We start from the raw sequence: 24,016 nt of genomic DNA, 5'->3' as shown, positions 1-24,016 counted from the left end.
TAGTAAATTTCTACCAGTTGAGACATTTTTTCGATAACAAGGAGCAGGGCATGGAACTGAGGCACTTACGCTATTTCGTAGCAGTGGCGCAGGCGCTGAATTTCACCCGAGCGGCAGAAAAGTTGCATACCTCTCAGCCGTCGTTAAGCAGCCAGATCCGCGATCTTGAAACCTGCGTGGGCGTTCCGTTGCTGGTGCGGGATAAACGAAAAGTTGCGCTGACGGCGGCCGGTGAGTGCTTTTTACAGGATGCGCTGGCGATCCTCGAACAGGCGGAAAACGCCAAAGTTCGTGCCCGTCGAACGGTGCAGGAAGATAATCATTTCTCCATTGGCTTTGTCCCTTCCGCAGAGGTCAATCTGTTGCCGAAGGTGCTGCCTTTGTTTCGTTTAAAACAACCGGATACGCACATTGAACTGGTGAGTCTGATCACCACCGAGCAGGAAGAGAAGATCCTCAGCGGAGAGCTGGACGTTGGCTTAATGCGCCACCCGGTGTACAGCCCGGATCTCGATTATCTGGAGCTGATTCATGAGCCGTTGGTAGTTGTGTTACCGGTGAATCATCCGTTAGCTGATGAGCAGGCAATCTCCGCAGAACAACTACACGGCGTGAATTTTGTCAGCACCGATCCGGCCTATTCCGGCGCGTTAGCGATGATTGTCAAAAACTGGTTTCAGCAGCAAAAAAGCCAGCCTAACATTGTGCAAGTGGCAACCAACATTCTGGTGACCATGAACCTGGTCGGCATGGGGTTGGGGGTGACTTTGATACCCGGTTATATGAATAATTTTAATACCGGACAGGTGGTTTTTCGGCCAATTATTGGTGATGTCCCAACCATCGCGTTGCTGATGGCGTGGAAAAAAGGATCTCTCAAACCGGCACTGACCGATTTTATCGCCACGGTACATGAACGTTTGGCCGTGAGTCTGACGGTGTAATGGTTACAACTCGCTGAGCTGTGACTCGACATACAGATAGCCAATTCCCATGAGTTGCTGGGCACGATTGAGCTGGCCGAAGCTTATCTGAGTCGCTCTGGCGCGCGGGTTATCACCGTGATCAAACGGGTTAAACCCAGTTTGCTGCACCAAGGTATTGAGCCAGCTATCGCCAAAAGCACAGCTACGACCGTACAACCATATCTGATTAATATTCAGTATATTCAGAAAGTTATATAAACTAAGCCCAATGGCGTTGGCGGCATGCTCGGCCCAGGCCTGAATACGAACATCACCGTTCTGCCAGGCAGTAATAAGCTGGTCGGTGGTGAGCGTTTCCGGATCGTAAAGGGACGTCGGCTGCGATTTCATCCACACGCGGGCCTGTTTTTTCAACGCGCTCAATGACGCCACCGTTTCCAGACAGCCATAGCGACCGCAGTCACAGGCAATTCCATCGGGATGAACGATGGTGTGTCCAATCTGGCCGCTGCCATACAGACTACCGCGCCAGATATTGTCGTTAATCACAAACGATGAGCCGATGCCGTAATCAACGTTAATCACGCAAAAATCACCGTTAGCCGCTGGGTTTTGCCATTTTTCGGCCAGCGCCAGCATCACGCAGTCATTGTCCAGGCGGACCTGTACGCCGAGCATCTCTTCCAGCAGATATTTTATTTCTACCGGTGTTTTCCACGGGGCCTGGGGCATGGTTTTTGATGCGCCGGTGATCGGATCAACCTGGCCGTGAACGCCGAGCGCCAGATTAATCGTGACCTCGGGAAATTGTCGACGGTATTCCCGCCAGTGTGCAGCCAGGGCTGACAGCAGCGCTTTGGGGGTTTCCGGCTTAATGACCTCATGACGCCAGTCGCCGATGGCAACCAACCGTGCGTCCGCCAGTTGGCTGGTGATACTGGTAGGGGTGACGTTGATACATAGCGTCCATGCGCCTTTTTCTGGCAAATGATAGCTGCCGCTGCTCAAACCGCGCTGGCTTAAGGTTTTTCGCGAATGACTGATTCTCCCCTCATCCATCAGCTCTTCGAGGATATTGCTGACCGCCGGGATCGACAGGCCGGTGAGCTGCGCCAGCTGTGACTTGCTGAGCTGCTTTTCCCGCCACAGGTGCGACAAAAAGATCTGCTTATTCGCCTGACGAACCCTGGCGTTGTTGAACCCCGAACGCTGCATTCACTTAACTCCCTTAACTATATTGCGTGAGCATTGCGCATTTTAGCGCCACTTAACTGCCGCAGAATAGCATCAAGTTGAATTTTTACTTTTGCTTATTGAGTGGAGAGCGGCATGTACGGTTCAGTTAAAGTCTGGCAAGAAACGATCACCCTCCCAACGTGGACGGCGGGTGAAGAAGATGCCAACCCAATGTTTCTGGAAAAGCGGGTTTACCAGGGATCTTCTGGCGCGGTGTATCCGTATGGCGTGATTGATACGCTGACCGGCAAACGTGAAATGCGCGACTATCAGGCGGTGTGGATGGAGAATGACTTCATTCGCGTCATGCTGTTGCCGGAGTTAGGCGGGCGTATTCATCGAGCGTATGACAAAGTTCAGCAGCGCGATTTTGTCTACTACAACGAAGTGGTGAAGCCCGCTCTGGTTGGTTTGCTTGGGCCGTGGATCTCTGGTGGCATTGAATTTAACTGGCCGCAGCATCATCGCCCAACCACTTTTATGCCAGTCGATTTTACGCAGCAACAGGGTGAACACGGCGAATATACCGTATGGATGGGTGAGGTAGAACCTATGCGCGGTTTACAGGTGATGACCGGATTTACGCTGTATCCGGATCGCGCCCTGATCGAGATAACCGGGAAGGTGTTTAACGGTAACGCTACGCCGCGCCATTTTTTATGGTGGGCGAATCCAGCGGTGAAGGGCGGCGACGATCACCAGAGCGTGTTTCCGCCGGATGTGACCGCAGTATTTGACCACGGTAAGCGTGATGTTTCTGCGTTTCCTATCGCCACCGGTACATACTATAAAGTGGACTACTCGGCTGGCGTGGATATCTCGCGCTACAAAAACGTGCCGGTACCGACCTCCTACATGGCTGAAAAATCAGATTATGATTTTGTTGGCGCATGGCATCACGGTGAGCGAGGCGGGCTGCTACATGTGGCTGACCACCACGTTTCGCCAGGGAAAAAACAGTGGACCTGGGGCTATGGCGACTTTGGCGTTGCCTGGGATCGTAACCTTACCGATGACAACGGTCCTTATATTGAACTGATGACCGGGGTCTTTACCGACAACCAGCCGGATTTCACCTGGCTTGCGCCGTACGAAGAGAAAGTCTTCGTACAAAACTTCCTGCCCTACAGCGAACTGGGCATGGTGCAAAACGCCAGTACGCAGTTGGCGCTTCGTCTGGTACGTGAGAGTAACCAGCTTTCTGTGGGCGTTTATGCGATTGCGCCACTGCACGACGTGCAGATTACGCTTTCTGCCGATGGACAACCGTTCTATGAGCATACGCTGACCCTGGAGCCCGGACAAAGCTGGCTGGCTGATGTGTCTGACGATAACCATGCGCGGGTAACGATGACTGTCACTGGCGCCGATGGCATTACGCTTTTGCAGTACGAAGAGCACATCGAGCAAGAGTTACCACTGCCATCGGCGGCCGTCGCGCCAGCGCTGCCAGAAGCGCTTTCTAATACCGATGAACTCTATTTTATTGGTCAGCATCTGGAGCAGTACAACCATGCCAGCCGCTATGCCGAAGATTATTATCGCCGCGCGCTGGACGTTGATCCGCTGGACTACCGCAATAATGTGGCCCTGGGGACGCTGGCGCTAAACCGCGCGGACTGGGCGCTGGCGGCACAATGTGCCGGCAAGGCGCTGGAGCGGGCGCATAAGCTCAATAAAAATCCGCGTGATGGCGAGGCGAGTATGCTGCTGGCCGCCGCACAGGAACGTCAGGGCGATGATGACAGCGCGTGGGATAATTATTATAAGGCCAGTTGGAGCGGCAACTGCCGGGATGCGGCTTTCTGGTCGTTAGCGCGTTTGGCGATGAAGCGTCAGGACTACGCTGGCGCATTGGAAAAGGTGGAGCAGAGCCTGCGCTTTAACGGTAGTAATAACCTGGCGATGGGGCTGAAAGCGCTGGCGCTGGCAAAGCTTGATCGCAATGCGCAAGCGCTGGACTACATTCGCCAACAGCTGGTGGATTATCCGCTGAGCTATACCCTGCATTATGCACGCTGGGCAATCTGCCAGGACGAAGCGACAGCGCTTGCGCTGATCTCGATTACCGGGCGTCGCGGGACCAACGCGTGTGAACTGGCAGGCTGGCTGACTTCTTTGGGGCAAAAGGATGCTGCCCGTGGCGTGCTGGAACTTCTTGACAGCCAGGAAACGCTGCCGATGCTGTGGCGCGCCTCGCTGAGCGATAATCCACAATCCTTCATTGAACGTGCTCGTGAGTGTCTGCAAAACCGCGTGCGTTTCCCCAATACGCTGGATGAAGTGCAGATGCTGCAAACTCTTGAGCAAAGCGCTTTTGCCCGCTATTTACTCGGCTGTTTCTGGTACAGCAAACGGCATTATGCCGAGGCGGTTTCCTGCTGGCAGTTCACGCTTGCGCAGGAAGCGGATTTCGCTCCGGCGCATCGTTTACTGGGGATTTACGCCTGGAACAAACTGCACGATGCACAGCAGGCGAAACAGTATCTGTCGCAAGCCGTGGCGCTGGAGCCGCAAAATGCCCGCTTCCTGTTTGAACTCGACTATCTCAACAAGCTGATGGCACAACCGGCTGAACAGCGTCTGCAGCGGCTGGAAGCCAGCAAAGAGATTGTTTTCCAGCGTGATGATCTGACGGTGGAACTGCTCAGCTTGTGGAATGGGTTGGGGCGCTATGACGATGCCGCCGCAGTATTACGTGAGCGGGTGTTCCATCCGTGGGAAGGCGGTGAAGGTAAAGCCACCGGGCAATATCTGCTTAATCAATTACATCGCGCGCTGGCTGCCGTGCAGTCCGGCGACCCGCAAACTGCTATTACGCAACTGCAACAGGCGCTGCACTATCCGCAAAACCTCGGGGAAGGCCGTTTGCCAGGGCAAACGGATAACGACATCTGGTATTTGCTGGGGTATTGCGCGCAGCTGCAAGGCCATTTCGAAGAATCTCAGCGCTACTTCTCCCGTGCGACGCGCGGCGGAAGCTCACTGGATGCCGGACGTTACTACAACGACCAGCCAGTGGACTATCTCTTCTGGCAGGGTATGGCGCAGAGAAAACTTGGCGATGATGCAGAGGCGGACGCTCTGTTCAATAGCTTCCTGCAATGGGTTGAGTCGCATCACGACAACGTGCCGGATGTTGATTTCTTTGCCGTATCGCTACCCGACCTGGTGGTGCTGGATACCTCAGCAGAAGCAAAACACCAGCAACACTGCCTGTTTATCAATGCGCTCGGGCATCTGGGGCTAGGAAATAGCGCCGCCTGTCAGCGTGAACTTGATGAACTCCTGCAACTCAATCCGGCACATGACAAGGCATTACTGCTGCGTCACGCCATTAACGTAAGGCTTTTCCAGTAATACCCTAAACGGGTGGGGGATAACCTCACCCGAAACCTACTGTACCCTGCGTTTCCCTGAAAGAGGAATCATAATGAATAACGCGCAGACACATTTAAAGATTGGTTATGTCTGGACTATCTGCCTGGTTGCGGCCTGCGGAGGTTTACTGTTTGGCTATGACTGGGTGGTGATCGGCGGGGCAAAACCCTTCTATGAAGCATATTTCTCGATTACCGATCCGGCGCAATCCGGCTGGGCGATGAGTTCCGCGCTGGTTGGTTGTATCTTTGGCGCACTGATTTCCGGCTGGTGCGCCGATAAATTTGGCCGAAAAATGCCGCTGATTCTCTCAGCTATCCTGTTTAGCGCTTCTGCCTGGGGAACTGCCGTCGCCAGCAATTTCGACATGTTTATTGTCTATCGCATTGTGGGCGGCGTGGGGATTGGTCTGGCGTCTGCGCTAAGTCCGCTGTATATCGCCGAGGTCAGCCCCGCTGAAAAGCGAGGTCGCTTTGTTGCCGTTAACCAGCTCACCATCGTCATTGGCGTGCTGGCGGCGCAGCTTATCAACCTGATGATTGCCGAACCTGTTGCCACAGGCGCTACGCAGCAGGCAATTGTTGAAAGCTGGAACGGTCAGACAGGCTGGCGCTGGATGTTTGGTGCTGAATTAGTGCCTGCGGTAATTTTCCTGGTGCTGATGTTCTTTGTACCTGAATCGCCGCGCTGGCTGGTGAAAGCGGGCAAAGCCGATCGTGCGCGTGCCATGCTGCAGCGCATTGGTTCGGCGGAATATGCCGGGCAAACGCTGAAAGAGATTGAACATACGCTGCAAAAAGATAATCACAAGGTCGCGTGGTCAACGCTGTTACAACCGCAGATCAAACCGATCGTGATTATTGGCATGGTGCTGGCAGTGTTCCAGCAGTGGTGTGGGATCAACGTTATTTTCAACTATGCGCAGGAGATCTTCGCCTCTGCCGGATTCGACATCAACGGTACGTTAAAATCGATCGTGGCGACAGGGATCATCAATCTGGTCTTTACCCTTTCCGCTCTGCCGTTAGTGGACAAAATTGGCCGTCGTAAACTGATGCTGTTCGGCGCGTCAGGATTGACGGTTATCTACGTACTGATTGCCGGGGCGTACGGGTTGGGCATTATGGGCTGGCCGGTTCTGGTTCTGGTGCTGGCGGCAATCGCGATTTATGCTCTGACGCTGGCGCCGGTGACCTGGGTGCTGCTATCAGAAATTTTTCCCAACCGCGTGCGCGGGCTGGCAATGTCGCTGGGGACGCTGGCGCTGTGGATTGCTTGTTTCCTGCTGACCTATACCTTCCCGCTGCTCAATGCGAGTCTGGGCGCGTCGGGAAGCTTCCTGCTGTACGGTGTGATTTGCGCGATGGGCTTCATCTATGTTCTGCGTAATGTACCGGAAACCAAAGGCGTGACGCTGGAGGCGCTGGAAGAACAGCTGGCGGCGCAGCATACAAAAGTTGGTGCATCAACCCAACCGCGAAGCGCCCGCTAATGGATGGTCTGCTGACGCTACAAAACGCACATCTGCGGATGTGCGTCGATCCGCAGGGCGGTTCTCTATTAAGCCTGGTTTCGTTACAACATCAACAGGCCATTTTACGCGAAGGTCATGGTCAGCGGCCTGGTGATTGCGGCCTGTTCCCGATGCTGCCGGTCGCGAATCGGGTGGCGGGAAATCGTTTTATGCTGCGCGGTGAAGAGGTGGTTTTACCTCAACATGGCGCAGACGATACTTTCTTCCTGCACGGTGACGGCTGGCTGCAACGCTGGCAGATTATTACCGCTACCCAAAGCGGCTGTTTGCTGCAGTTGCGCAGTTGGCACCCCTGCGGCTACGACTATATGGCGCAGCTTTGCTATCAACTGGAAACCTCAAGCCTGCACGCCTCGTTGACGCTCACCCATTGCGGTGAGCAGCCAATGATTTACGGCTGTGGGTTCCATCCATTTTTCGCCTTTGATAAGCGCAGCACGGCGCAGTTCACCGCCGGCGGTTACTGGCCGGAGGGGGAACAGCATCTGCCGCTGGAATGGCAACGCGATATCCCTGCAGTGGCGGATTTTAAGCATGCGCAATACGGTGAGGATAGCTGGCTGAATGTCGGATATTCTGGCTGGAGCGGGCGGGCCGTTATTCAGCGAGACGTGATGAAAGTCACGATTTTAGCGCAAACTCCGTGGTTGATGCTGTTCAGAATGTCGGGTGAGGAGTTCCTGTGCCTGGAGCCGCAAACGCATCCGGTGAATGCCCACAACATGCAGGGGCAGCCGGGATTGCAGGTTTTAGCGCAGGGAGAACGCTGCCATTTTGCGATGCAAATTAGCGTCGAATAGGGCAAAAATCATGTTATCTGCCTGTTAATGCTCTCTTGCGCCAGCCTGCGTTTGTCGCCAGACTATCGCCTCCAAACGGGAGGGATTCATGGCTTTGCATTCCACGCGCTGGCTGGCGCTCGGTTATTTCACCTACTTCTTTAGCTACGGTATCTTTCTGCCTTTCTGGAGCGTCTGGCTCGAAGGGTTAGGGCTGACGCCGGAAACCATCGGCTTACTGCTGGGCGCGGGGCTGATTGCCCGTTTTCTCGGTAGCTTGCTGATTGCACCGCGTGTGAGCGATCCCTCTCGGCTGATCTCAGCGTTACGTATTCTGGCCTTGTTGACGTTGGTGTTTGCGCTGGCCTTCTGGGCGGGGACTAACGTGGCGTGGCTGATGGTGGTGATGGTCGGCTTTAACCTGTTTTTCTCGCCGCTGGTGCCGCTGACCGACGCACTGGCCAACACCTGGCAAAAACAGATAACCATGGATTACGGTCGGGTGCGACTGTGGGGATCCGTGGCCTTTGTGATCGGCTCTGCGTTGACCGGCAAACTGGTGAGCCTGTTCGAGTATCGGGTGATCCTGGTCCTGTTATCGCTTGGCGCCGCCTCAATGCTGCTGGGCATGATGATTCGCCCGAGCGTGCAACCAGCGGGTGAAAACCGTCAGCAGGAGAGCGCAGGATGGCCCGCCTGGCGCGCGCTAATAACCCAAAGCTGGCGTTTTCTGGCCTGCGTGAGTCTGCTGCAGGGCGCACATGCAGCTTATTACGGTTTCAGCGCCATTTACTGGCAGTCTGCCGGGTATTCCGCTTCGGCGGTGGGCTATTTATGGTCATTAGGCGTGGTGGCGGAAGTGATTATTTTTGCGCTCAGCCACAAGCTGTTCCGCCGCTTTAGCGCTCGCGATCTTCTGCTGCTTTCCGCCGTTTGCGGCGTGGCGCGTTGGGGGCTGATGGGCTGGAGCACAGAGCTGCCATGGCTGATTGTGGTGCAAATCCTGCATTGCGGAACGTTTACCGTCTGCCACCTGGCGGCGATGCGTTACATTGCTGCGCGACAGGGCAGTGAAGTGATTCGTCTGCAGGCGGTATATTCTGCGGTGGCGATGGGCGGCAGTATCGCCATCATGACCGTTTTCGCCGGCTATCTGTACCAGAACCTGGGCAGCGGCGTATTTTGGGTGATGGCGCTGGTGGCGCTACCAGCTATCGTTCTGCGCCCGAAAGTGGTGGCGCAGCCTGCGACGTTATGATTCAAGGATTTTGCGGATTTGCTGCTGCTGGTGAGACGTAAGCGCCAGATCCGCATGAATCAGCGGGGGAGAAAACAGCGGTAGCGGCGTGGTGTACGGTGTAATAATCAGCGTTACGCCACGCGGCGCTCCCTCTTTTTGAAAGTCCTGCATCGGCATGTGTTTTACGTTGAGCGGCAGCAGCGTCAGTTCGCGCAGCTGTTGTTCTATATGCGCTTCAAGTTGTTCGTTACTACCGGTCAGCAGGATAATCTGTTTTTCGTGCAAATCCTTCTCCTGCATCAGCCAGGCGCCGAAAATAACGGCGACCAGGCCGATCTCTTCTTCTGAAAACTGGACATCGTATTCCGCTTCAAAGCCGTGAATCGCCTCGCGGGTAGTTCGAACCAGCCGGGGATAAAGTCGGCTGAACTCCTCCGGTAGCGTGTTATCAATGCCGATGGCAAACACGCTGCGGTTCAGTGCCTGGGCCAGGTGGATATACAACTGGTCATTCAGCCCTTGCTCGTCGCTGAAGCGCACGTTGCCATACTCGCGAAAACGCAGCACCAGCCGCGCAATAGCAAGGCGCAGGCGGCGATCCTGCTGGTGATTATCGCGGATCGGGTCGGGGATGCGGATCATTGAGAATAACAACGCCATAAACAGCGATTCGCCCAGCGGCGCACTTTGCATGACGTGGCGCTGCCAGTGGCGGCCAATTTCCTCGGCGAGCGGATACTCAGCGCAGGATTGTGCCCACCGTTGCTGGAGTGGATTAAACTCCGGGGTGATCCCCGCGTGGTGCTGTAGCAGACAATATTGTAAATACAAGCGCAGGAACTGGATGTCACGACACTCAAACGGCTTCTGTAAGCGCCGGGAGCACAGATTGATGAGCGCATGCAGATTGGTGTCGTCATACAGCGTACGTGCGATACCTTGTTGTTTAAGAGCAATTTTTAAAGTGGGCGTGAAATGCTGAGCGATAAAAGTAGGGCAAATCCGCAGGCCACGGCGCAGCCACTGCAACAGACACAGACGCTGATTTAGCGGGGTTCCTTCGATCGCATAGCCACCATTCTGCGCGGTGGCTATCGTGAGCCGGTGATAGCGCTGGATTTCGAGCCCTGCGCCAATAATATCTTCCTGAACCGTGGCATCATCGACACCATTGAGGCTGCTGAAGGTTTGTGTAGTCGCGATTTGCCCCGGCAGGAAAAGCGTCAGCAGAACCTGGCAACGGCGCTGGGGAGCGGAAAGTACAGATGGCGGAGCAAGCGTTGACATCATCTGTAGGGTCTCCCGTAAGTATGTTTGATAAGAATAGCTAAAGTTTGCTCATAGATTTGAGGAATGGAATGCTTTCCACCAGGAATGCTGGAGAGCGTCACAGAATTTTTAACGTGCGGAACAGATAGCGGGAGTGGAACGCAGCGCGTTAATCCGCTTTTTCACTGTTTTATCTTTTTGTTGAGATATAAAAAATGCCAGAGGGGGGAATGCTGGCGGAGGGAGGTATGAAAATGCTATCGCAGAGAAGTGAAAAACCTAAAGTGAACATAGCAATACGACGGAGGCAACAGATTCATTACCTCCGTAACAGCTGTCTGGCGTTACTTCTCTCGACTCAACGTTAATCCCACATCGCCGCCCGGATGTACCGCCAGCAGCGTTTCCTTTGAGTAACCGCTCTCGCTCATCAGACAGGCACAGGCGGCGTCAAAGATAGCCAGCACCAGTAAAATAGAGGTGGTAGCCAACATGTTCAGCGGGTCGGCCTCTCGCTGAACGCCAGTGGAAATCACTAGCTTCGATGCTTTCGCGATGGCCGAATCCGCGTTTTCAGTCACGCTCAGTATGGGCACATTCCTTGCAGCCAGTCCGGGCAGCAGCCGGGTGAGCTCGTCCGAATTACCCCCGCGTGACAGCATAATCACCAGGTCGTCGGCGCGTAAAAAACCGAGATCGCCATGCGCTGCATCCGTCGCGTTGAGGTAAATCGCTGGACGTTCCACGCAGGCAAGCATATGCGCGACTTTACGCGCTGCAATGCCAGAGGTACCGACGCCGGTGACGACGATTTTGCCCTGACAACCGCGCAGCTCCGCCATCAGCAACTGCCAGACAGGTTCAGTCAGATGCTGCCCCAGACCCGCCAGGGCATCGCTATAGAGCTGGAATACGCCGCTGGCCTGAGACCAGGAGTTACTCATGCGTCCTCCTGCATCAACTGGCGGTATTTCATATGATCCTGATACATCTCGTGGAATACCCGATATTTGCGATCGTAGTACTGCTTAATGCGATTAGTCTGCGGGGTAACCGTTTTACCAATCCGGCTCATCGCTGACATTGCTTCCGGGAAGGTATCGAACACGCCCGCGGCGATAGTTCCCATCATGGCGCCACCCAGCAGCATGGCTTCGCTCTCTTCAGGCAGCAGCATCGCACAGCCGGTGGCGTTGGCATGCTCCTGAACGAAGATCGGGTTTTTCGTCCCGCCGCCGCTGGCCATAATGGTATCGATGGTGTAGCCGCTTTGATTCATCGTTTCAATGATATGACGGGTTCCCAGCGCAATGGCCTGAATGGTCGCGAGGTACTGTAACGCCATATCTTCCGGCGTGCGCGACAGCTTCAGTCCAGTGATAGCGCCTGTGAGCGTTGGGTTGGCGCGCGGTGAACGGTTGCCGTGGAAATAGGGCAGGATGTGCATATCGCGGGTTAAAAATGCGATATCTTCCGGCTCACCGGCCATTTTACGCAGCAGCGCATTCAACACTTCATAAATGGTCTGCCCTTGAGATTTCGCCTGGGTCAACAAGGTTTCGTAACAAGGATGCGACTGAATAACGTGGTCGATTAACGCTCCGGTTGCCGACTGTCCACCTTCGTTAAGCCAGTATTCTGGCAGCACTGCTGAGTAGTAAGGACCCCAAACGCCGCCGATAAAACGCGGCTCTTTGGAAATCGCCATGTGTCCGGTAGAGGTGCCGCCAATCAGCGCGACGCGGCGGTCAAAATCCGCCACCTCGCCAGAGACACCGCTCGCGCCGAGCGTGCCGAGCGTACCGGCGTGGGCATCGATGATCGAGACGCTGACAGCGGTCCCCGGAATCAGCCCCATTTCGCTGGCGGCGCGCGCAGAAAGACCATGACCGAGCGGTTCGCCCATGGTTTTCACGTAGCGACCAATTTTGGCAGCATCATGTTCCAGCAAGTCTTCCAGCCCAATCTGGCGGAAATAGCTGGCATCCCATTTGTCTTCATGGCCCATATAGGTCCATTTACACACCGTCGAGCACAGTGAGCGCGTGTCATCGCCCGTTGCGCGCCAGGTCAGGAAATCGGGCAGGTCAAAGTAGTATCCCGCATTGGCCCAGGTGTTGGGCATATGTTGCTTCAACCACAGCAGTTTGGGCGTTTGCATTTCCGGGGAGATAATACCGCCAACGTAGTCCAGCACCCGATGATGCAGGGCGTTAATGCGCTCAGCCTGAGTAATGGCGCGGTGATCCATCCACACAATGATATTCTGTTCGCTGCGCCCGGACGGACTAATGGTCAGCGGTTTACCTTCTTTATCCAACACCACCAGTGAACAGGTCGCGTCAAAGCCCAGACCTTTCACCTGGATAGGGTTGATATCCGACTGGTTAATCGCATCGCGAACCGCGTTACACACTGCCTGCCAGATGTTATCGGAAGACTGCTCAACAAAATCGGCCTGCGGGCGGTAAATCTCGATGGCCCGACTGGCCTGGCCGACCATTCTGCCGTTGAGATCAAACACGCCAGCACGGGCGCTTCCGGTTCCGACATCCACACCAATAAAGTAACTTGCCATAATTTTTTCTCCTGAAATCAGGCTTTACGATTCTGTAATGCGATAAAGAGGATCAGCACCGCGCCCCACAGCGCCATCGTCAGATAGCTGCTGACCCCCAGCAAGTTAAGGCCGCTTTCCAGCATTTGCAGCACAATCAGCGCCAGGACCAGGCCGATAATGCGTCCGAAGCCGCCATCCGGATTGATGCCGCCGAGTACGGAGGCAAGGATGGTGACCAGCAGGTAGGACTCACCGTATCCGGCTTTTGCCGAGTTGAATTTCGCCATCATCAGAATGGCGGCGACCCAGCCGAGCAGGGCTGAAATCACGTACACGGAAATTTGTACCCGTACGGTATTCACACCACTGTAGCGGGTAGCCTGTTCATTGGAGCCGACGAGATAAAGACTGCGCCCCAGCGTGGTGTGCTCCAGCAGTACCCATAGCAGGATTGCCACCAGGAAAAAGAGCAACAGCGCCACCGGAATACCCGCAATCGTGGCGTTGCCAAGGTACTGAATGGCGGTCGGGAAACCCGAAATCACCGTCCCGTTGGAGAGCAGAATATTCAGCCCGGAGATAAGTGTCATCGTGCCGAGGGTGGCGAGAATCGGTGAGACGCCGACCCAGGCAATCAGCGCGCCGTTGAGCGTACCGATAGCCACCGCCACGGCTGCGCCTGCCAGCAGCGCCAGCACCAGAAACAGCGGGTTATCCGGATGGGTAACGATAATCGCTGCCATTACCAGCGAGCAGGCGTTCGCCCCGGCAATAATTGACAGGTTAATGCCGCCGGTCAGCATGGTCATACCCATCCCGAGGGCCAGCATACCGAGGATCGGTAACTGTGAGCCTATCGACTGGAAGTTAGCGACGCTAAAAAAACGGCTGCCGAGCAGGGCTGAGAAAACCAGGGCGACGACCACAATAATGACGCATTGCAGACGAATGATGGCATCACCGGGTAAAAATCTGGCGATTGTTTTCATCTCAAAGCTCCCTTGCCAGTTTGCGTTTTTCGTTCCAGGCCGTGGCACTGATGCTGACCAGGATAATGGCGCCGCTGAATACGGTGTGCCAGTAAGAGGAGACGCTGAGTAGCGTCAGACCATTTTGTAAGAAGGCGAGCAAGACAACGCCGAGCAGGGTTCCGGTCAACGTACCGCGCCCGCCGCTCATGCTGGTTCCGCCGAGTACGACCGCCGCCAGCACCGTCAGCTCAAAGCCGAGCAGCGAATTGGGTGCAACTGACTGGGTGATTTGCGCCTGAACCACGGCGGCAACACCTGCCAGAATGCCCATATAGCCATAGACGTAGAAATGCAGCTTCAGCAGATTCAGCCCCAGGCGTGAGGCCGCGTCGCGGTTGCCGCCCATGGCGTAAACCTGACGGCCAAGACGGGTATAGTTCATCAGCACTGCGGTAAAGACGATCACCGCCGCCAGGCACAGCAGGGGCAGGGTGAGGCCGTAGTCGTAGCCATCTGCCGCGGTGAAGGAGAACCAGTTAATGCCGTTCATAAACCAGTCAGGGAAACCGTACAGCCAGGTGCCTTTGGTGGCGTAAACCAGAAGGCCGTAGTAGACGTTCAGCGTGGCGATGGTAATGATGATTGCCGGAACGCGCAGCCAGTAGACCAGGAAGCCATTAATGAGCCCAAGCAGCAGGCCCACCGCAATCGCAATGGTTAACGCCAGAGCGAAGTTACCGCCGTGGCCGATCACCCAACTGGCCATCGCATACTGGGCAATCGCGGTCATCGCCGGAAAGGAGATATCGATCCCACCGGAAATCAGCACCACAAACAACCCGCAGGCAAGAATGCCGAGAATCGCGTAGCTGGTGGCCACATCTGTCAGATTGCCGAGCGAGAGGAACTCATCGGTGCTGACACTTAGCCCAACCGCGAGCGCTACGACCAGCAGGCCCAGCCAGAATTCATGTTGTCCGATTAAACGGGACAGATGCATCTTATTCATTGATTACCTCGACCACTTCAGCAATCTCCTCTTCACGGCAGTGATGAGGATTAAATTCCGCCACCAGTCTGCCGCGACGCATCACCAGCACGCGGTGGCTGTTGTAATATGCTTCCGGAATTTCATCGCAAATCATCAGCACCGCCATACCTTGTTCCGCCAAATCGCGGGCTATCTGGTAAATGCCCTCTTTGTTGGCGATATCCACGCCGACGGTAGGCGAGTCGAGGATCAGGATGCGGGGATTGGTCGCCACCCATTTGGCAATGGCGATACGCTGGGCATTGCCGCCGGAAAGGGTTTTGACCGGCAGGTGCGGATCGGACACTTTGATATTCAGTTCGCGGATTAAATCGGCGACCAGCTTTTGCGCTTTACGATGATCGAGCAAGCCGCTACCGGTGTGCAGTTGATCAAACACCGTGACGATGGTGTTGTCGTAAATCGACTGCTCCATGATCAGCCCCTGCGTCAGGCGATCTTCTGAGACGTAGCCGATCCCGTGCTTAATGGCGTCGTGGTTATTATGAAGCGTGACCGGCTGACCGTTAATACGCATCTCGCCGCTTTCCGGGTGCGTCATGCCAAACAGGCTCAAACAAAGCTCGGTACGCCCGGCGCCCAACAGGCCGACAATCGAGACAATCTCGCCGCCATGCAGCGACAGATTAATGTTCTGGTATTTGCCTCTGCGGCTGAGATTGCGCAGCTCCAGCAGGGGTTCTCGATCGTCGAATGATTTCTCCGGCAGCGGGCTGTAGTGGAAGCGTTGTCCGGTCATCAGGAAAGCCAGCTCGTGGCTGTCGAGTTCGCTGGCAGGATATGTGCCCACCAGTTTGCCGTCGCGCATGACGCTGATACGGTCTGCCACTTCCATTACTTCATCCAGACGATGGCTGACAAACACCACGCAAATGCCGGCCGCTTTAAGTTCGTTAACCACCTTCAGCAGTCCATTGACCTCCTGGCGGGTTAGCGAGGCGGTGGGCTCGTCCATAATAACCAGACGCGCATCTGCGGCAATTGCCCGGCAAATAGCGACCAGCTGTCGGTCGGCAATCGAGAGTTTTTCTACTTTTTTATCGGGATCGATATTCACCCCGATACGTTTCATGGCTGCCAGCGCCTGCTGTTTCATAGCACCACGACGCACCCAGATATCACCGCCCGGCAGATAGCGGTTGACCGCGATATTTTCTGCGACGCTAAAGTTGGGGAACAGCGACAGGTCCTGATAAATAACCTGAATGCCATAATGGGAAGAGAGCTGCGGCGTCAGGTGATGGAACAATTTTCCGTCGAGTAAAATCTGCGCGCCTTTTTCCGGGTGATAAACCCCGGAGATCACTTTAATAATGGTACTTTTACCACAGCCGTTTTGACCCGCCAGACAGTGAACTTCGCCTTTTCTCAGCGTCAGATTCACGTTATCCAGCGCCAGCACGCCCGGGAATTGTTTGCTGATATTCTCAAGAGTGATAAATGCGGTGGTGTCTGCCATGGACAATACCCCTGCGAGCGCCCTGACGGACGCTGAGTGTTAGTTTGGTTGATAGCGCCGACCAGACGGTCGGCGTTAAGGTTCCCTGGTGTTGGCTAAAGCCTTAGAAACCAAGTGATTGTGCGTTGTCTTTGGTGACTTCGAGGATCTTGTTAAAGCGGATCACTTTCTTCTCCGTGTCGATATCGGCTTTCCCTAAACCGTCGATACTCAGATCTGCATTGACTTCTTTGCCCTGCAACAGCTGATCGGCAACCGTTACCAGCGCATAGCCCGCATCTTTTGGATCCCACAGCAGCGCTTTTTTGATATCTCCACGCATCAGGTAAGGCGCAGCCTGCGCTGGCATGGCGATCCCGACAACGGCGATCTTATCTTTGGCGCGTTTTTTCTGCACAGCCTGACCCGCACCAATTGGACCCAGTGAGCCGAAGCCGATAATGCCCTTCATCTGCGGATAGGTTTTCATCAGATCCAGCGTTGTGGCGTAGGATTTATCAATGCTTTCCGCGACCGGCAGGCGTGAAGTGACCTCGAACATTTCCGGATATTTTTCTTTCTGGTACTTAATTGCATAATCCGCCCACGCGTTATGCAGTGGGACCGTCAGCGAACCAACATAGATTGCATACCCGCCTTTGCCGCCCATATTTTTCGCTAACTCATCGACGTTGGCTTGTGCGTATTTTTCACTATCGATGGTTTCGATATCCCACTGACCGATTTGCTCGTCCGGGGATTCGTGCGTCAGGACCACAATGCCTTTATCGCGCGCTTTTTTCAGTACTGGCTCAAGAACCTTGGCATCGTTCGGTACCACGATGATTGCGTTGACGTTTTTGGCGATCAGATCCTCAATCACTTTGACCTGCTGTGCCGGATCCGGCGTAGATGGACCGGTCTGGTAAGCGTTCACATCCAGTTTTTTTGCTGCTTCGTTAACGCCGGTTTCCATGCGGTTAAACCAGGGAATACCGGTGACCTTTGCAACCACAGCAATTTCATATTTTTCCGCCGCAAAGGACGTGCCGGACAACATGCATGCAGAAACCAGGGTTGCACTGAGTAATGCGAGTTTGAATTTCATAGTTGTACCTTTCGTAGGGGGCAGGACATGTCACGGCGTGAAGTTAACAACGAATGGAAGAGGGAATGAATCATAAGTTTGTAGAATGTGATATATGCCCATTATTGTTATTTTATGGAAATAAAGTGGTTAATAATTGGTTAAATTTACATGATTTTAGATTCAGGCATTCAAATTAAGTGTTAATAAAACATTAAAATGAAACTTTTAATTAACATTTTGTTATCATTTAACTTAAGATTTGACGCCGAAAAGGTGTTTGGGTGGAATTTCCCGAAGAAGAAATTAGCGAAATTGAGAACTGAATCGATACCGGAAAAGGGTGCTCAACTTTTTTTCGTTCAATGGTATCCTCGGCACACTTGCGCCAAATACGGCATCATTATTTGTGGCGGTGTTGATTTTTATCGTGGAGAACTCATGCAAGGCGTTAAACGTATCATTATGACGTTGTTTCTCGCTGTCCTGTCTTTTGGCGCAGGTGCGCATCCCCACAGCTTTATTCATCTGAAAACCGAAGTTGTGAGCGAAAATGATCGGTTCGTCGCGCTAAAAATGCGCTGGACGATGGATGAAATCACGTCGGCGGATCTGCTTTACGACGCGGGGGATGCTAAACCTGGTGATGAAATTTGGAAAAAACTGGCGGCGGAAGTGATGGCCAACGTTCTCGGGCAGCACTATTTCACCGAAGTGTGGCACGATGGGAAAAAGGTAAAGTTTAAAAACAGACCGACGGAATATGGCATGGCGCGTGAAGAACACCAGGCGGTGCTGACGTTCGTTCTGCCGCTGGCCGAAGCTCAACCACTGAGCGGTCAAAAATATACTATTTCAACCTTCGATCCGACCTACTACGTCGATATGAGCTATGACAAAGACAGCGACGCCCGGCTTTCGCAGACCATAAGCCAGCAATGCCATATTTCAATGCATACGCCGACGCCGAATGAACACATGTTGAGTTTTGCGCAGTCGCTGGATAAAGAAGACGCACCGCCGGAGGATATGGAGTTGGGTAAACAGTTTGCACAGACGGTGACGCTGCAATGTCAGTAGTTTATCAACAACGCGCAGCCAGACGCCGTTGGCTCACGCTATGGCCGCTGGCGGTCTTTTTGTTGCTGGCGACAGGCGGGGGGCTGTGGTTGTGGCAAGCCTGGCCTCAGGTAATGATGCACAGTGTCGTCTGGCAGCGCGACGTTAACCAGCAGATGAGCGGGTTGCTGAAAGCGGTTGCCGCGAACCCCACACGTGCGGGCGGATCTCTGCTGTTGTTTAGCTTTATATATGGGGTATTGCACGCATTGGGGCCGGGGCACGGCAAAATCGTCATCACGACCTGGCTTGCGACGCATCCGTCGAAGCTCAAGTCGAGCATTGGGCTGACGCTGGCGTCTTCCCTATTGCAGGGGCTGGTGGCAATAGGACTGGTGGTTGTAGTCCTCACGGTGCTGCAACTGCCTGCCCGACAGCTGCATATGAGCAGTTTCTGGCTGGAGAAAGGAAGTTATGCGCTGGTTGGCGTGTTGGGCGTTTTATTGTGTGTCCGTGCACTAAAGAAATTGCGCCAGCTGCTGATGCGCCCGAAATTCACCGCCTTTACGCCGCACCATGTGCATCACGAGGGCTGCGGCTGCGGGCATCAGCATTTGCCCAACCCGGAACAACTGCAAAGCGGCGATGACTGGCGCGCCCGGTTGATGATTATTCTCTCTATGGGCATGCGTCCCTGCTCTGGCGCAATTATGGTGCTGCTGTTCAGTAAAGTGGTTGGCGTCTTTAGCTGGGGTATGGCGTCGGCGTTGGCGATGGCGGCAGGAACCTCTTTGACGATTACGTCACTGGCTTTGCTGGTACATAGCTTTCGCTCATTGGCGGTGAAAATTAGCGGGCATAAAGCGCCGGTACTGTGGCGACAGATTGGCTGGACGACGCTGGCGTTAGCCGGAGGTGCAGTGCTTATTGTTGCTGCGGTAGTGATGTGGATGAGCGCGGTGCCGGTAGGGCGAGGGATAAGACCATTTTAGATTAGTGAGCGGAATGGTATGACTTGTAGGCCGGATAAGACGCGAAAGCGTCGCATCCGGCACCACAGCAGATTAACGCTTCAGCGCATCGCTCAGTTCGTCACGCATGTTAGCCAGCATGGCTTTAACAACGCGCGGGTTACCTGCAACGATGTTGCCGGTTGCCAGGTAGTTATGACCACCGGTGAAGTCGCAAACCAGTGCGCCAGCTTCACGTGCAATCAGCTCACCTGCTGCGAAATCCCATGGTTTCAGACCGATTTCGAAGTAACCGTCAACGCGCGCAGCGGCAACGTAAGCCAGATCCAGCGCAGCAGAACCTGTGCGGCGGAAGTCAGCGCACTCGGTAAACATTTTGCCAAGAATTTTCATGTAAGAAGCGGCGTGCTGCTTCGCTTTGAACGGGAAACCGGTGGCGATGATGGTGCCGTCCAGATCGCGGGCGGTGCTGCCACGCAGACGATAGCCGTTCAGCTGTGCGCCCTGGCCGCGAGTGGCGGTGAACAGTTCGTTACGCATTGGATCGTAAACAACGGCGACTTCAGTACGGCCTTTAATGCGTACTGCGATAGATACCGCGAAGTGCGGCAGACGTTTTACGAAGTTGGTAGTGCCATCCAGTGGATCGATAACCCATTGAACATCCTGATCTTCACCTGCGTGCTCACCGCTTTCTTCGGTGATGATGGTGTGCTGTGGGTAAGATTTGCGAATAGTTTCGATAATAATCGCTTCGGCGGCTTTATCGACGTTAGTCACGAAATCATTGCTGCCTTTCTGGCTGGTTTCTACAGAGTCTGGAGTTTCGTAGTGTTTGGCAATTACATTACCCGCCTTGCGCGCTGCGCGCACGGCGATGGTCAGCATCGGATGCATCGGTCTCTCTCACTGGATGTTAAAGAACGGGAAAACGGCGCAGAGTATAGCAGCGAGTTCGGAATATGTCTTCGTTTTATGATAATATGCCCGAATAATCTTTAGCCGAAGAAATACAATGCTGCAAAATATTCGAATCGTGCTGGTGGAAACCTCTCACACTGGCAACATGGGCTCTGTAGCCCGCGCAATGAAAACCATGGGTTTAACCAATCTGTGGCTGGTAAATCCACTGGTTAAACCGGACTCTCAGGCCATCGCTCTGGCGGCAGGTGCCAGTGATGTAATCGGCAGCGCGCAGATTGTCGATACTCTCGATGAAGCGCTGGCAGGTTGCAGCCTGGTAGTAGGCACCAGTGCGCGCTCCCGTACGCTACCGTGGCCGATGCTGGATCCGCGTGAATGCGGTTTAAAAAGCGTCTCTGAAGCGACGAATTCGCCCGTAGCGCTGGTGTTTGGTCGTGAACGTGTTGGCCTGACGAATGAAGAACTGCAGAAGTGCCATTACCACGTCGCTATTGCCGCGAACCCGGAATACAGTTCGCTGAACCTGGCGATGGCGGTGCAGGTCATCTCTTATGAAGTGCGCATGGCCTGGCTGGCAACGCAGGAAAGTGAGAAGACCGCAGAATACGAAGAAGCTGAGTATCCGCTGGTCGATGATTTAGAGCGTTTTTACGGTCATCTGGAACAAACGCTGCTGTCGACCGGATTTATCCGTGAAGGGCATCCGGGGCAGGTGATGAACAAGCTGCGCCGTCTGTTTACGCGTGCGCGTCCTGAGAGCCAGGAGCTGAACATTTTGCGCGGAATTTTAGCTTCAATTGAGCAACAGAATAAAGGCAAGTAAACGTAACGCCTCCGGCAAGTAAAAATGGCACTGAAGGTTAAATACCTGACTAAATTAGTCAAGTAAATAGTTGACTGATTTAGTCGGGAATGTCAGACTTGCCCCTGCTATGCAATACCCCCATTTTACAATAAAAAACCCCGGGCAGGGGCGAGTTTGAGGCTAAGTAAGACATGAGACTGACATCAAAAGGGCGTTATGCCGTGACCGCAATGTTGGACGTTGCGCTCAACTCCGAAACGGGCCCGGTACCGTTGGCTGATATTTCTGAACGTCAGGGAATTTCCCTGTCATATCTGGAGCAGCTGTTTTCCCGTTTGCGTAAAAACGGTCTGGTTTCCAGCGTACGTGGACCAGGCGGCGGGTATCTGCTGGGTAAAGATGCCGGCAGCATCGCAGTAGGTGAAGTAATCAGCGCTGTGGACGAGTCTGTAGATGCGACCCGTTGCCAGGGCAAGGGCGGTTGTCAGGGCGGCGATAAATGCCTGACCCACGCGCTGTGGCGCGATCTGAGCGATCGTCTGACCGGTTTCCTCAACAACATTACGTTGGGCGAACTGGTGAATAATCAGGAGGTCCTGGATGTGTCTGGTCGCCAGCACACGCATGACGCTCCACGCACTAATCGTGCACAAGACGCGATCGACGTTAAGTTACGCGCATAATAAAAGTATTTTAGAATCAGGCCGGGGTGCTACACACCCCGTTAACTCGGTCGTACATCCAGCCGGTTGCCTGATTCCTTGCATTGAAGCGATGTACGGAGTTTATAGAGCAATGAAATTACCGATCTATCTCGACTACTCCGCAACCACGCCGGTGGACCCGCGTGTTGCCGAGAAAATGATGCAGTGTCTGACCCTGGACGGAAACTTTGGTAACCCAGCGTCTCGTTCACACCGTTTCGGCTGGCAGGCTGAAGAGGCGGTAGATATCGCCCGTAACCAGATTGCTGACCTCGTGGGCGCTGACCCGCGTGAAATCGTCTTTACTTCCGGTGCGACTGAATCCGATAACCTGGCGATTAAAGGTGCAGCCAACTTTTATCAGAAAAAAGGCAAGCACATCATCACCAGCAAAACCGAACACAAAGCCGTGCTGGACACCTGTCGTCAGCTGGAGCGCGAAGGATTTGAAGTCACCTACCTCGCCCCGCAGCGTAACGGCATTATTGACCTGAAAGAACTTGAAGCGGCAATGCGTGACGACACCATCCTCGTGTCCATCATGCACGTGAATAACGAAATCGGCGTGGTGCAGGATATCGCGACTATCGGCGAAATGTGCCGTGCGCGCGGCATCATCTATCACGTTGATGCGACCCAGAGCGTGGGCAAACTGCCTATCGATCTGAGCCAACTGAAAGTTGATCTGATGTCCTTCTCCGGCCACAAAATCTATGGTCCGAAAGGTATCGGTGCGCTGTACGTGCGTCGTAAACCGCGTATTCGTATTGAAGCGCAGATGCACGGCGGCGGTCACGAGCGCGGTATGCGTTCCGGTACGCTGCCTGTGCACCAGATCGTCGGCATGGGTGAAGCTTACCGTATCGCTAAAGAAGAGATGGAAACCGAGATGGCGCGCCTGCGCAGTCTGCGTAACCGTCTGTGGGACGGCGTGAAAGATATGGAAGAAGTGTATCTTAACGGCGATCTCGAGCAGGGCGCACCGAACATTCTCAACGTTAGCTTCAACTATGTTGAAGGCGAATCGCTGATTATGGCGCTGAAAGATCTGGCTGTATCCTCCGGTTCTGCATGTACTTCTGCAAGCCTGGAGCCATCCTACGTGCTGCGCGCGCTGGGGATGACCGACGAGCTGGCACATAGCTCAATTCGTTTCTCTTTAGGTCGTTTCACTACCGAAGAAGAGATTGACTACGCCATTAATCTGGTTCGCAACTCCATCGGCCGCCTGCGTGACCTTTCTCCGCTGTGGGAAATGTACAAACAGGGCGTGGATCTGAACAGCATTGAATGGTCACATCACTAATCGGTACCGATAAGGAGAATTCAGCATGGCTTACAGCGAAAAAGTAATCGATCATTATGAGAATCCACGTAACGTGGGTTCTTTTGACAACAGCGACGAGAACGTGGGCAGCGGCATGGTGGGTGCACCAGCCTGTGGCGACGTGATGAAGTTGCAGATTAAAGTCAACAATGAAGGTATCATTGAAGATGCGCGTTTCAAGACTTACGGCTGCGGTTCCGCTATTGCTTCCAGCTCTCTGGTTACCGAATGGGTAAAAGGGAAATCTCTGGACGAAGCACAGGCGATTAAAAACACCGATATCGCCGACGAGCTTGAACTGCCACCGGTGAAAATTCACTGCTCTATTCTGGCTGAAGACGCGATTAAAGCCGCGATTGCGGATTACAAAAGCAAACGTGAAGCAAAATAATTAAGAGTTGAGGTTTTATTATGTCGATTACCTTAAGCGACAGTGCAGCAGCGCGTGTAAATACCTTCCTGGCAAACCGCGGTAAAGGGTTTGGTCTGCGTCTGGGCGTGAGAACCTCCGGCTGCTCAGGTATGGCCTATGTACTGGAATTTGTTGACGAGCCGGCGGCTGAAGATACCGTGTTTGAAGACAAAGGCGTTAAAGTTGTGGTCGACGGTAAGAGCCTGCAATTCCTCGACGGTACGCAGTTAGACTTCGTCAAAGAAGGTCTGAACGAAGGGTTTAAGTTTACTAACCCGAACGTGAAAGACGAATGTGGATGCGGCGAAAGCTTCCACGTGTAACGCGCTTACCGATAACCCC

At 54.1% G+C, this 24,016-nt stretch carries 21 protein-coding genes; 12 read left to right on the top strand and 9 right to left on the bottom strand.

The window, feature by feature from the left end; translation table 11 throughout:
- Positions 1-50 precede the first annotated feature (50 nt).
- The gene (gene hcaR, locus OGV89_RS10300; protein WP_003037638.1) at positions 51-944 is read left to right on the top strand and encodes a DNA-binding transcriptional regulator HcaR; all 894 of its coding nucleotides are present in this window, start codon (positions 51-53) and stop codon (positions 942-944) included.
- A 3-nt stretch (positions 945-947) separates the two neighbouring features.
- Here the strand turns inward: hcaR and OGV89_RS10295 are convergent, their stop codons facing one another.
- Positions 948-2,141 (bottom strand): ROK family transcriptional regulator, encoded by a 1,194-nt coding sequence (locus OGV89_RS10295; RefSeq protein WP_044701981.1) that lies wholly within the window; start codon positions 2,139-2,141, stop codon positions 948-950.
- 114 nt (positions 2,142-2,255) lie between these two features.
- Here OGV89_RS10295 and OGV89_RS10290 point away from each other — a divergent pair, with 114 nt between their 5' ends.
- From OGV89_RS10290 to OGV89_RS10275, 4 genes are all read left to right on the top strand, one after another.
- Complete coding sequence (locus tag OGV89_RS10290; protein ID WP_286558586.1) at positions 2,256-5,522, top strand: DUF5107 domain-containing protein; 3,267 nt, start codon at positions 2,256-2,258, stop codon at positions 5,520-5,522.
- Positions 5,523-5,595: 73 nt separating this feature from the next.
- Positions 5,596-7,035, top strand: a complete 1,440-nt coding sequence (locus OGV89_RS10285; protein WP_286558584.1) for a sugar porter family MFS transporter — start codon at positions 5,596-5,598, stop codon at positions 7,033-7,035.
- Positions 7,035-7,877 (top strand): aldose 1-epimerase, encoded by an 843-nt coding sequence (locus OGV89_RS10280; RefSeq protein WP_003847097.1) that lies wholly within the window; start codon positions 7,035-7,037, stop codon positions 7,875-7,877. Before OGV89_RS10285 ends, OGV89_RS10280 begins: the two co-directional genes overlap by 1 nt.
- An 88-nt stretch (positions 7,878-7,965) precedes the next feature.
- Complete coding sequence (locus OGV89_RS10275) at positions 7,966-9,114, top strand: 3-phenylpropionate MFS transporter (protein ID WP_048998866.1); 1,149 nt, start codon at positions 7,966-7,968, stop codon at positions 9,112-9,114.
- On the opposite strand, the gene csiE is transcribed toward OGV89_RS10275, so the two are convergent.
- From csiE to OGV89_RS10240, 7 genes are all read right to left on the bottom strand, one after another.
- Positions 9,109-10,386 (bottom strand): stationary phase inducible protein CsiE, encoded by a 1,278-nt coding sequence (gene csiE, locus OGV89_RS10270; protein ID WP_003037652.1) that lies wholly within the window; start codon positions 10,384-10,386, stop codon positions 9,109-9,111. The two genes, OGV89_RS10275 and csiE, sit on opposite strands and share 6 nt — an antisense overlap.
- A 323-nt stretch (positions 10,387-10,709) precedes the next feature.
- Positions 10,710-11,309 (bottom strand): KpsF/GutQ family sugar-phosphate isomerase, encoded by a 600-nt coding sequence (locus OGV89_RS10265; RefSeq protein WP_003847099.1) that lies wholly within the window; start codon positions 11,307-11,309, stop codon positions 10,710-10,712.
- The gene (locus OGV89_RS10260; protein WP_003847100.1) at positions 11,306-12,943 is read right to left on the bottom strand and encodes an FGGY-family carbohydrate kinase; all 1,638 of its coding nucleotides are present in this window, start codon (positions 12,941-12,943) and stop codon (positions 11,306-11,308) included. Before OGV89_RS10260 ends, OGV89_RS10265 begins: the two co-directional genes overlap by 4 nt.
- A 17-nt stretch (positions 12,944-12,960) precedes the next feature.
- Positions 12,961-13,914 (bottom strand): ABC transporter permease, encoded by a 954-nt coding sequence (locus OGV89_RS10255; RefSeq protein WP_003037658.1) that lies wholly within the window; start codon positions 13,912-13,914, stop codon positions 12,961-12,963.
- Position 13,915: 1 nt separating this feature from the next.
- Entirely contained in the window at positions 13,916-14,905 is a 990-nt protein-coding gene (locus OGV89_RS10250; protein WP_003037661.1) for an ABC transporter permease, read from the bottom strand.
- Entirely contained in the window at positions 14,898-16,406 is a 1,509-nt protein-coding gene (locus tag OGV89_RS10245; protein ID WP_048217267.1) for a sugar ABC transporter ATP-binding protein, read from the bottom strand. Before OGV89_RS10245 ends, OGV89_RS10250 begins: the two co-directional genes overlap by 8 nt.
- Positions 16,407-16,509: 103 nt before the next feature.
- Entirely contained in the window at positions 16,510-17,493 is a 984-nt protein-coding gene (locus OGV89_RS10240) for an autoinducer 2 ABC transporter substrate-binding protein (protein ID WP_003037665.1), read from the bottom strand.
- Between the two features lie 420 nt (positions 17,494-17,913).
- On the opposite strand from OGV89_RS10240, the gene OGV89_RS10235 reads away from it, so the two are divergent.
- Together OGV89_RS10235 and OGV89_RS10230 are read left to right on the top strand one after the other, a co-directional pair.
- On the top strand, positions 17,914-18,552 hold the full coding sequence (locus OGV89_RS10235) for a DUF1007 family protein (protein WP_003838429.1): 639 nt from the start codon (positions 17,914-17,916) through the stop codon (positions 18,550-18,552).
- A complete protein-coding gene (locus tag OGV89_RS10230) occupies positions 18,543-19,523 on the top strand; it encodes a nickel/cobalt transporter (RefSeq protein ID WP_286558580.1) in 981 nt (326 codons plus the stop codon). The genes OGV89_RS10235 and OGV89_RS10230 overlap by 10 nt, the downstream gene beginning before the upstream one ends.
- Positions 19,524-19,595: 72 nt before the next feature.
- On the opposite strand, the gene suhB is transcribed toward OGV89_RS10230, so the two are convergent.
- On the bottom strand, positions 19,596-20,399 hold the full coding sequence (suhB, locus tag OGV89_RS10225) for an inositol-1-monophosphatase (protein WP_003037670.1): 804 nt from the start codon (positions 20,397-20,399) through the stop codon (positions 19,596-19,598).
- Between the two features lie 118 nt (positions 20,400-20,517).
- Between suhB and trmJ the strand changes: the two genes are divergently transcribed.
- The 5 genes from trmJ to iscA all read left to right on the top strand — a co-directional run bounded on the left by trmJ (position 20,518) and on the right by iscA (position 23,997).
- On the top strand, positions 20,518-21,249 hold the full coding sequence (trmJ, locus tag OGV89_RS10220; RefSeq protein WP_003838431.1) for a tRNA (cytosine(32)/uridine(32)-2'-O)-methyltransferase TrmJ: 732 nt from the start codon (positions 20,518-20,520) through the stop codon (positions 21,247-21,249).
- Positions 21,250-21,422: 173 nt separating this feature from the next.
- Entirely contained in the window at positions 21,423-21,914 is a 492-nt protein-coding gene (gene iscR / locus OGV89_RS10215; protein WP_003037674.1) for a Fe-S cluster assembly transcriptional regulator IscR, read from the top strand.
- Positions 21,915-22,026: 112 nt separating this feature from the next.
- Complete coding sequence (gene iscS, locus OGV89_RS10210) at positions 22,027-23,241, top strand: cysteine desulfurase (RefSeq protein ID WP_003838433.1); 1,215 nt, start codon at positions 22,027-22,029, stop codon at positions 23,239-23,241.
- Positions 23,242-23,266: 25 nt separating this feature from the next.
- Positions 23,267-23,653, top strand: coding sequence for a Fe-S cluster assembly scaffold IscU (gene iscU, locus OGV89_RS10205; protein ID WP_002913991.1), 387 nt, complete (start codon positions 23,267-23,269; stop codon positions 23,651-23,653).
- A 20-nt stretch (positions 23,654-23,673) separates the two neighbouring features.
- Entirely contained in the window at positions 23,674-23,997 is a 324-nt protein-coding gene (gene iscA / locus OGV89_RS10200) for an iron-sulfur cluster assembly protein IscA (RefSeq protein WP_003037681.1), read from the top strand.
- Positions 23,998-24,016: the final 19 nt, after the last annotated feature.

The sequence above is a fragment of the Citrobacter sp. Cf125 genome, assembly GCF_030333935.1.
GTDB lineage: Bacteria > Pseudomonadota > Gammaproteobacteria > Enterobacterales > Enterobacteriaceae > Citrobacter > Citrobacter freundii.
This window is presented reverse-complemented; position numbering and strand designations above follow the sequence as displayed.

What these genes read in the sequence shown, in the direction of transcription:
- hcaR (WP_003037638.1), top strand. Translation starts at nt 51, where the DNA reads ATGGAACTGAGGCACTTACGCTATTTCGTAGCAGTGGCGCAGGCGCTG.
- OGV89_RS10295 (WP_044701981.1), bottom strand. Translation starts at nt 2,141, where the DNA reads ATGCAGCGTTCGGGGTTCAACAACGCCAGGGTTCGTCAGGCGAATAAG.
- OGV89_RS10290 (WP_286558586.1), top strand. Translation starts at nt 2,256, where the DNA reads ATGTACGGTTCAGTTAAAGTCTGGCAAGAAACGATCACCCTCCCAACG.
- OGV89_RS10285 (WP_286558584.1), top strand. Translation starts at nt 5,596, where the DNA reads ATGAATAACGCGCAGACACATTTAAAGATTGGTTATGTCTGGACTATC.
- OGV89_RS10280 (WP_003847097.1), top strand. Translation starts at nt 7,035, where the DNA reads ATGGATGGTCTGCTGACGCTACAAAACGCACATCTGCGGATGTGCGTC.
- OGV89_RS10275 (WP_048998866.1), top strand. Translation starts at nt 7,966, where the DNA reads ATGGCTTTGCATTCCACGCGCTGGCTGGCGCTCGGTTATTTCACCTAC.
- csiE (WP_003037652.1), bottom strand. Translation starts at nt 10,386, where the DNA reads ATGATGTCAACGCTTGCTCCGCCATCTGTACTTTCCGCTCCCCAGCGC.
- OGV89_RS10265 (WP_003847099.1), bottom strand. Translation starts at nt 11,309, where the DNA reads ATGAGTAACTCCTGGTCTCAGGCCAGCGGCGTATTCCAGCTCTATAGC.
- OGV89_RS10260 (WP_003847100.1), bottom strand. Translation starts at nt 12,943, where the DNA reads ATGGCAAGTTACTTTATTGGTGTGGATGTCGGAACCGGAAGCGCCCGT.
- OGV89_RS10255 (WP_003037658.1), bottom strand. Translation starts at nt 13,914, where the DNA reads ATGAAAACAATCGCCAGATTTTTACCCGGTGATGCCATCATTCGTCTG.
- OGV89_RS10250 (WP_003037661.1), bottom strand. Translation starts at nt 14,905, where the DNA reads ATGAATAAGATGCATCTGTCCCGTTTAATCGGACAACATGAATTCTGG.
- OGV89_RS10245 (WP_048217267.1), bottom strand. Translation starts at nt 16,406, where the DNA reads ATGGCAGACACCACCGCATTTATCACTCTTGAGAATATCAGCAAACAA.
- OGV89_RS10240 (WP_003037665.1), bottom strand. Translation starts at nt 17,493, where the DNA reads ATGAAATTCAAACTCGCATTACTCAGTGCAACCCTGGTTTCTGCATGC.
- OGV89_RS10235 (WP_003838429.1), top strand. Translation starts at nt 17,914, where the DNA reads ATGCAAGGCGTTAAACGTATCATTATGACGTTGTTTCTCGCTGTCCTG.
- OGV89_RS10230 (WP_286558580.1), top strand. Translation starts at nt 18,543, where the DNA reads ATGTCAGTAGTTTATCAACAACGCGCAGCCAGACGCCGTTGGCTCACG.
- suhB (WP_003037670.1), bottom strand. Translation starts at nt 20,399, where the DNA reads ATGCATCCGATGCTGACCATCGCCGTGCGCGCAGCGCGCAAGGCGGGT.
- trmJ (WP_003838431.1), top strand. Translation starts at nt 20,518, where the DNA reads ATGCTGCAAAATATTCGAATCGTGCTGGTGGAAACCTCTCACACTGGC.
- iscR (WP_003037674.1), top strand. Translation starts at nt 21,423, where the DNA reads ATGAGACTGACATCAAAAGGGCGTTATGCCGTGACCGCAATGTTGGAC.
- iscS (WP_003838433.1), top strand. Translation starts at nt 22,027, where the DNA reads ATGAAATTACCGATCTATCTCGACTACTCCGCAACCACGCCGGTGGAC.
- iscU (WP_002913991.1), top strand. Translation starts at nt 23,267, where the DNA reads ATGGCTTACAGCGAAAAAGTAATCGATCATTATGAGAATCCACGTAAC.
- iscA (WP_003037681.1), top strand. Translation starts at nt 23,674, where the DNA reads ATGTCGATTACCTTAAGCGACAGTGCAGCAGCGCGTGTAAATACCTTC.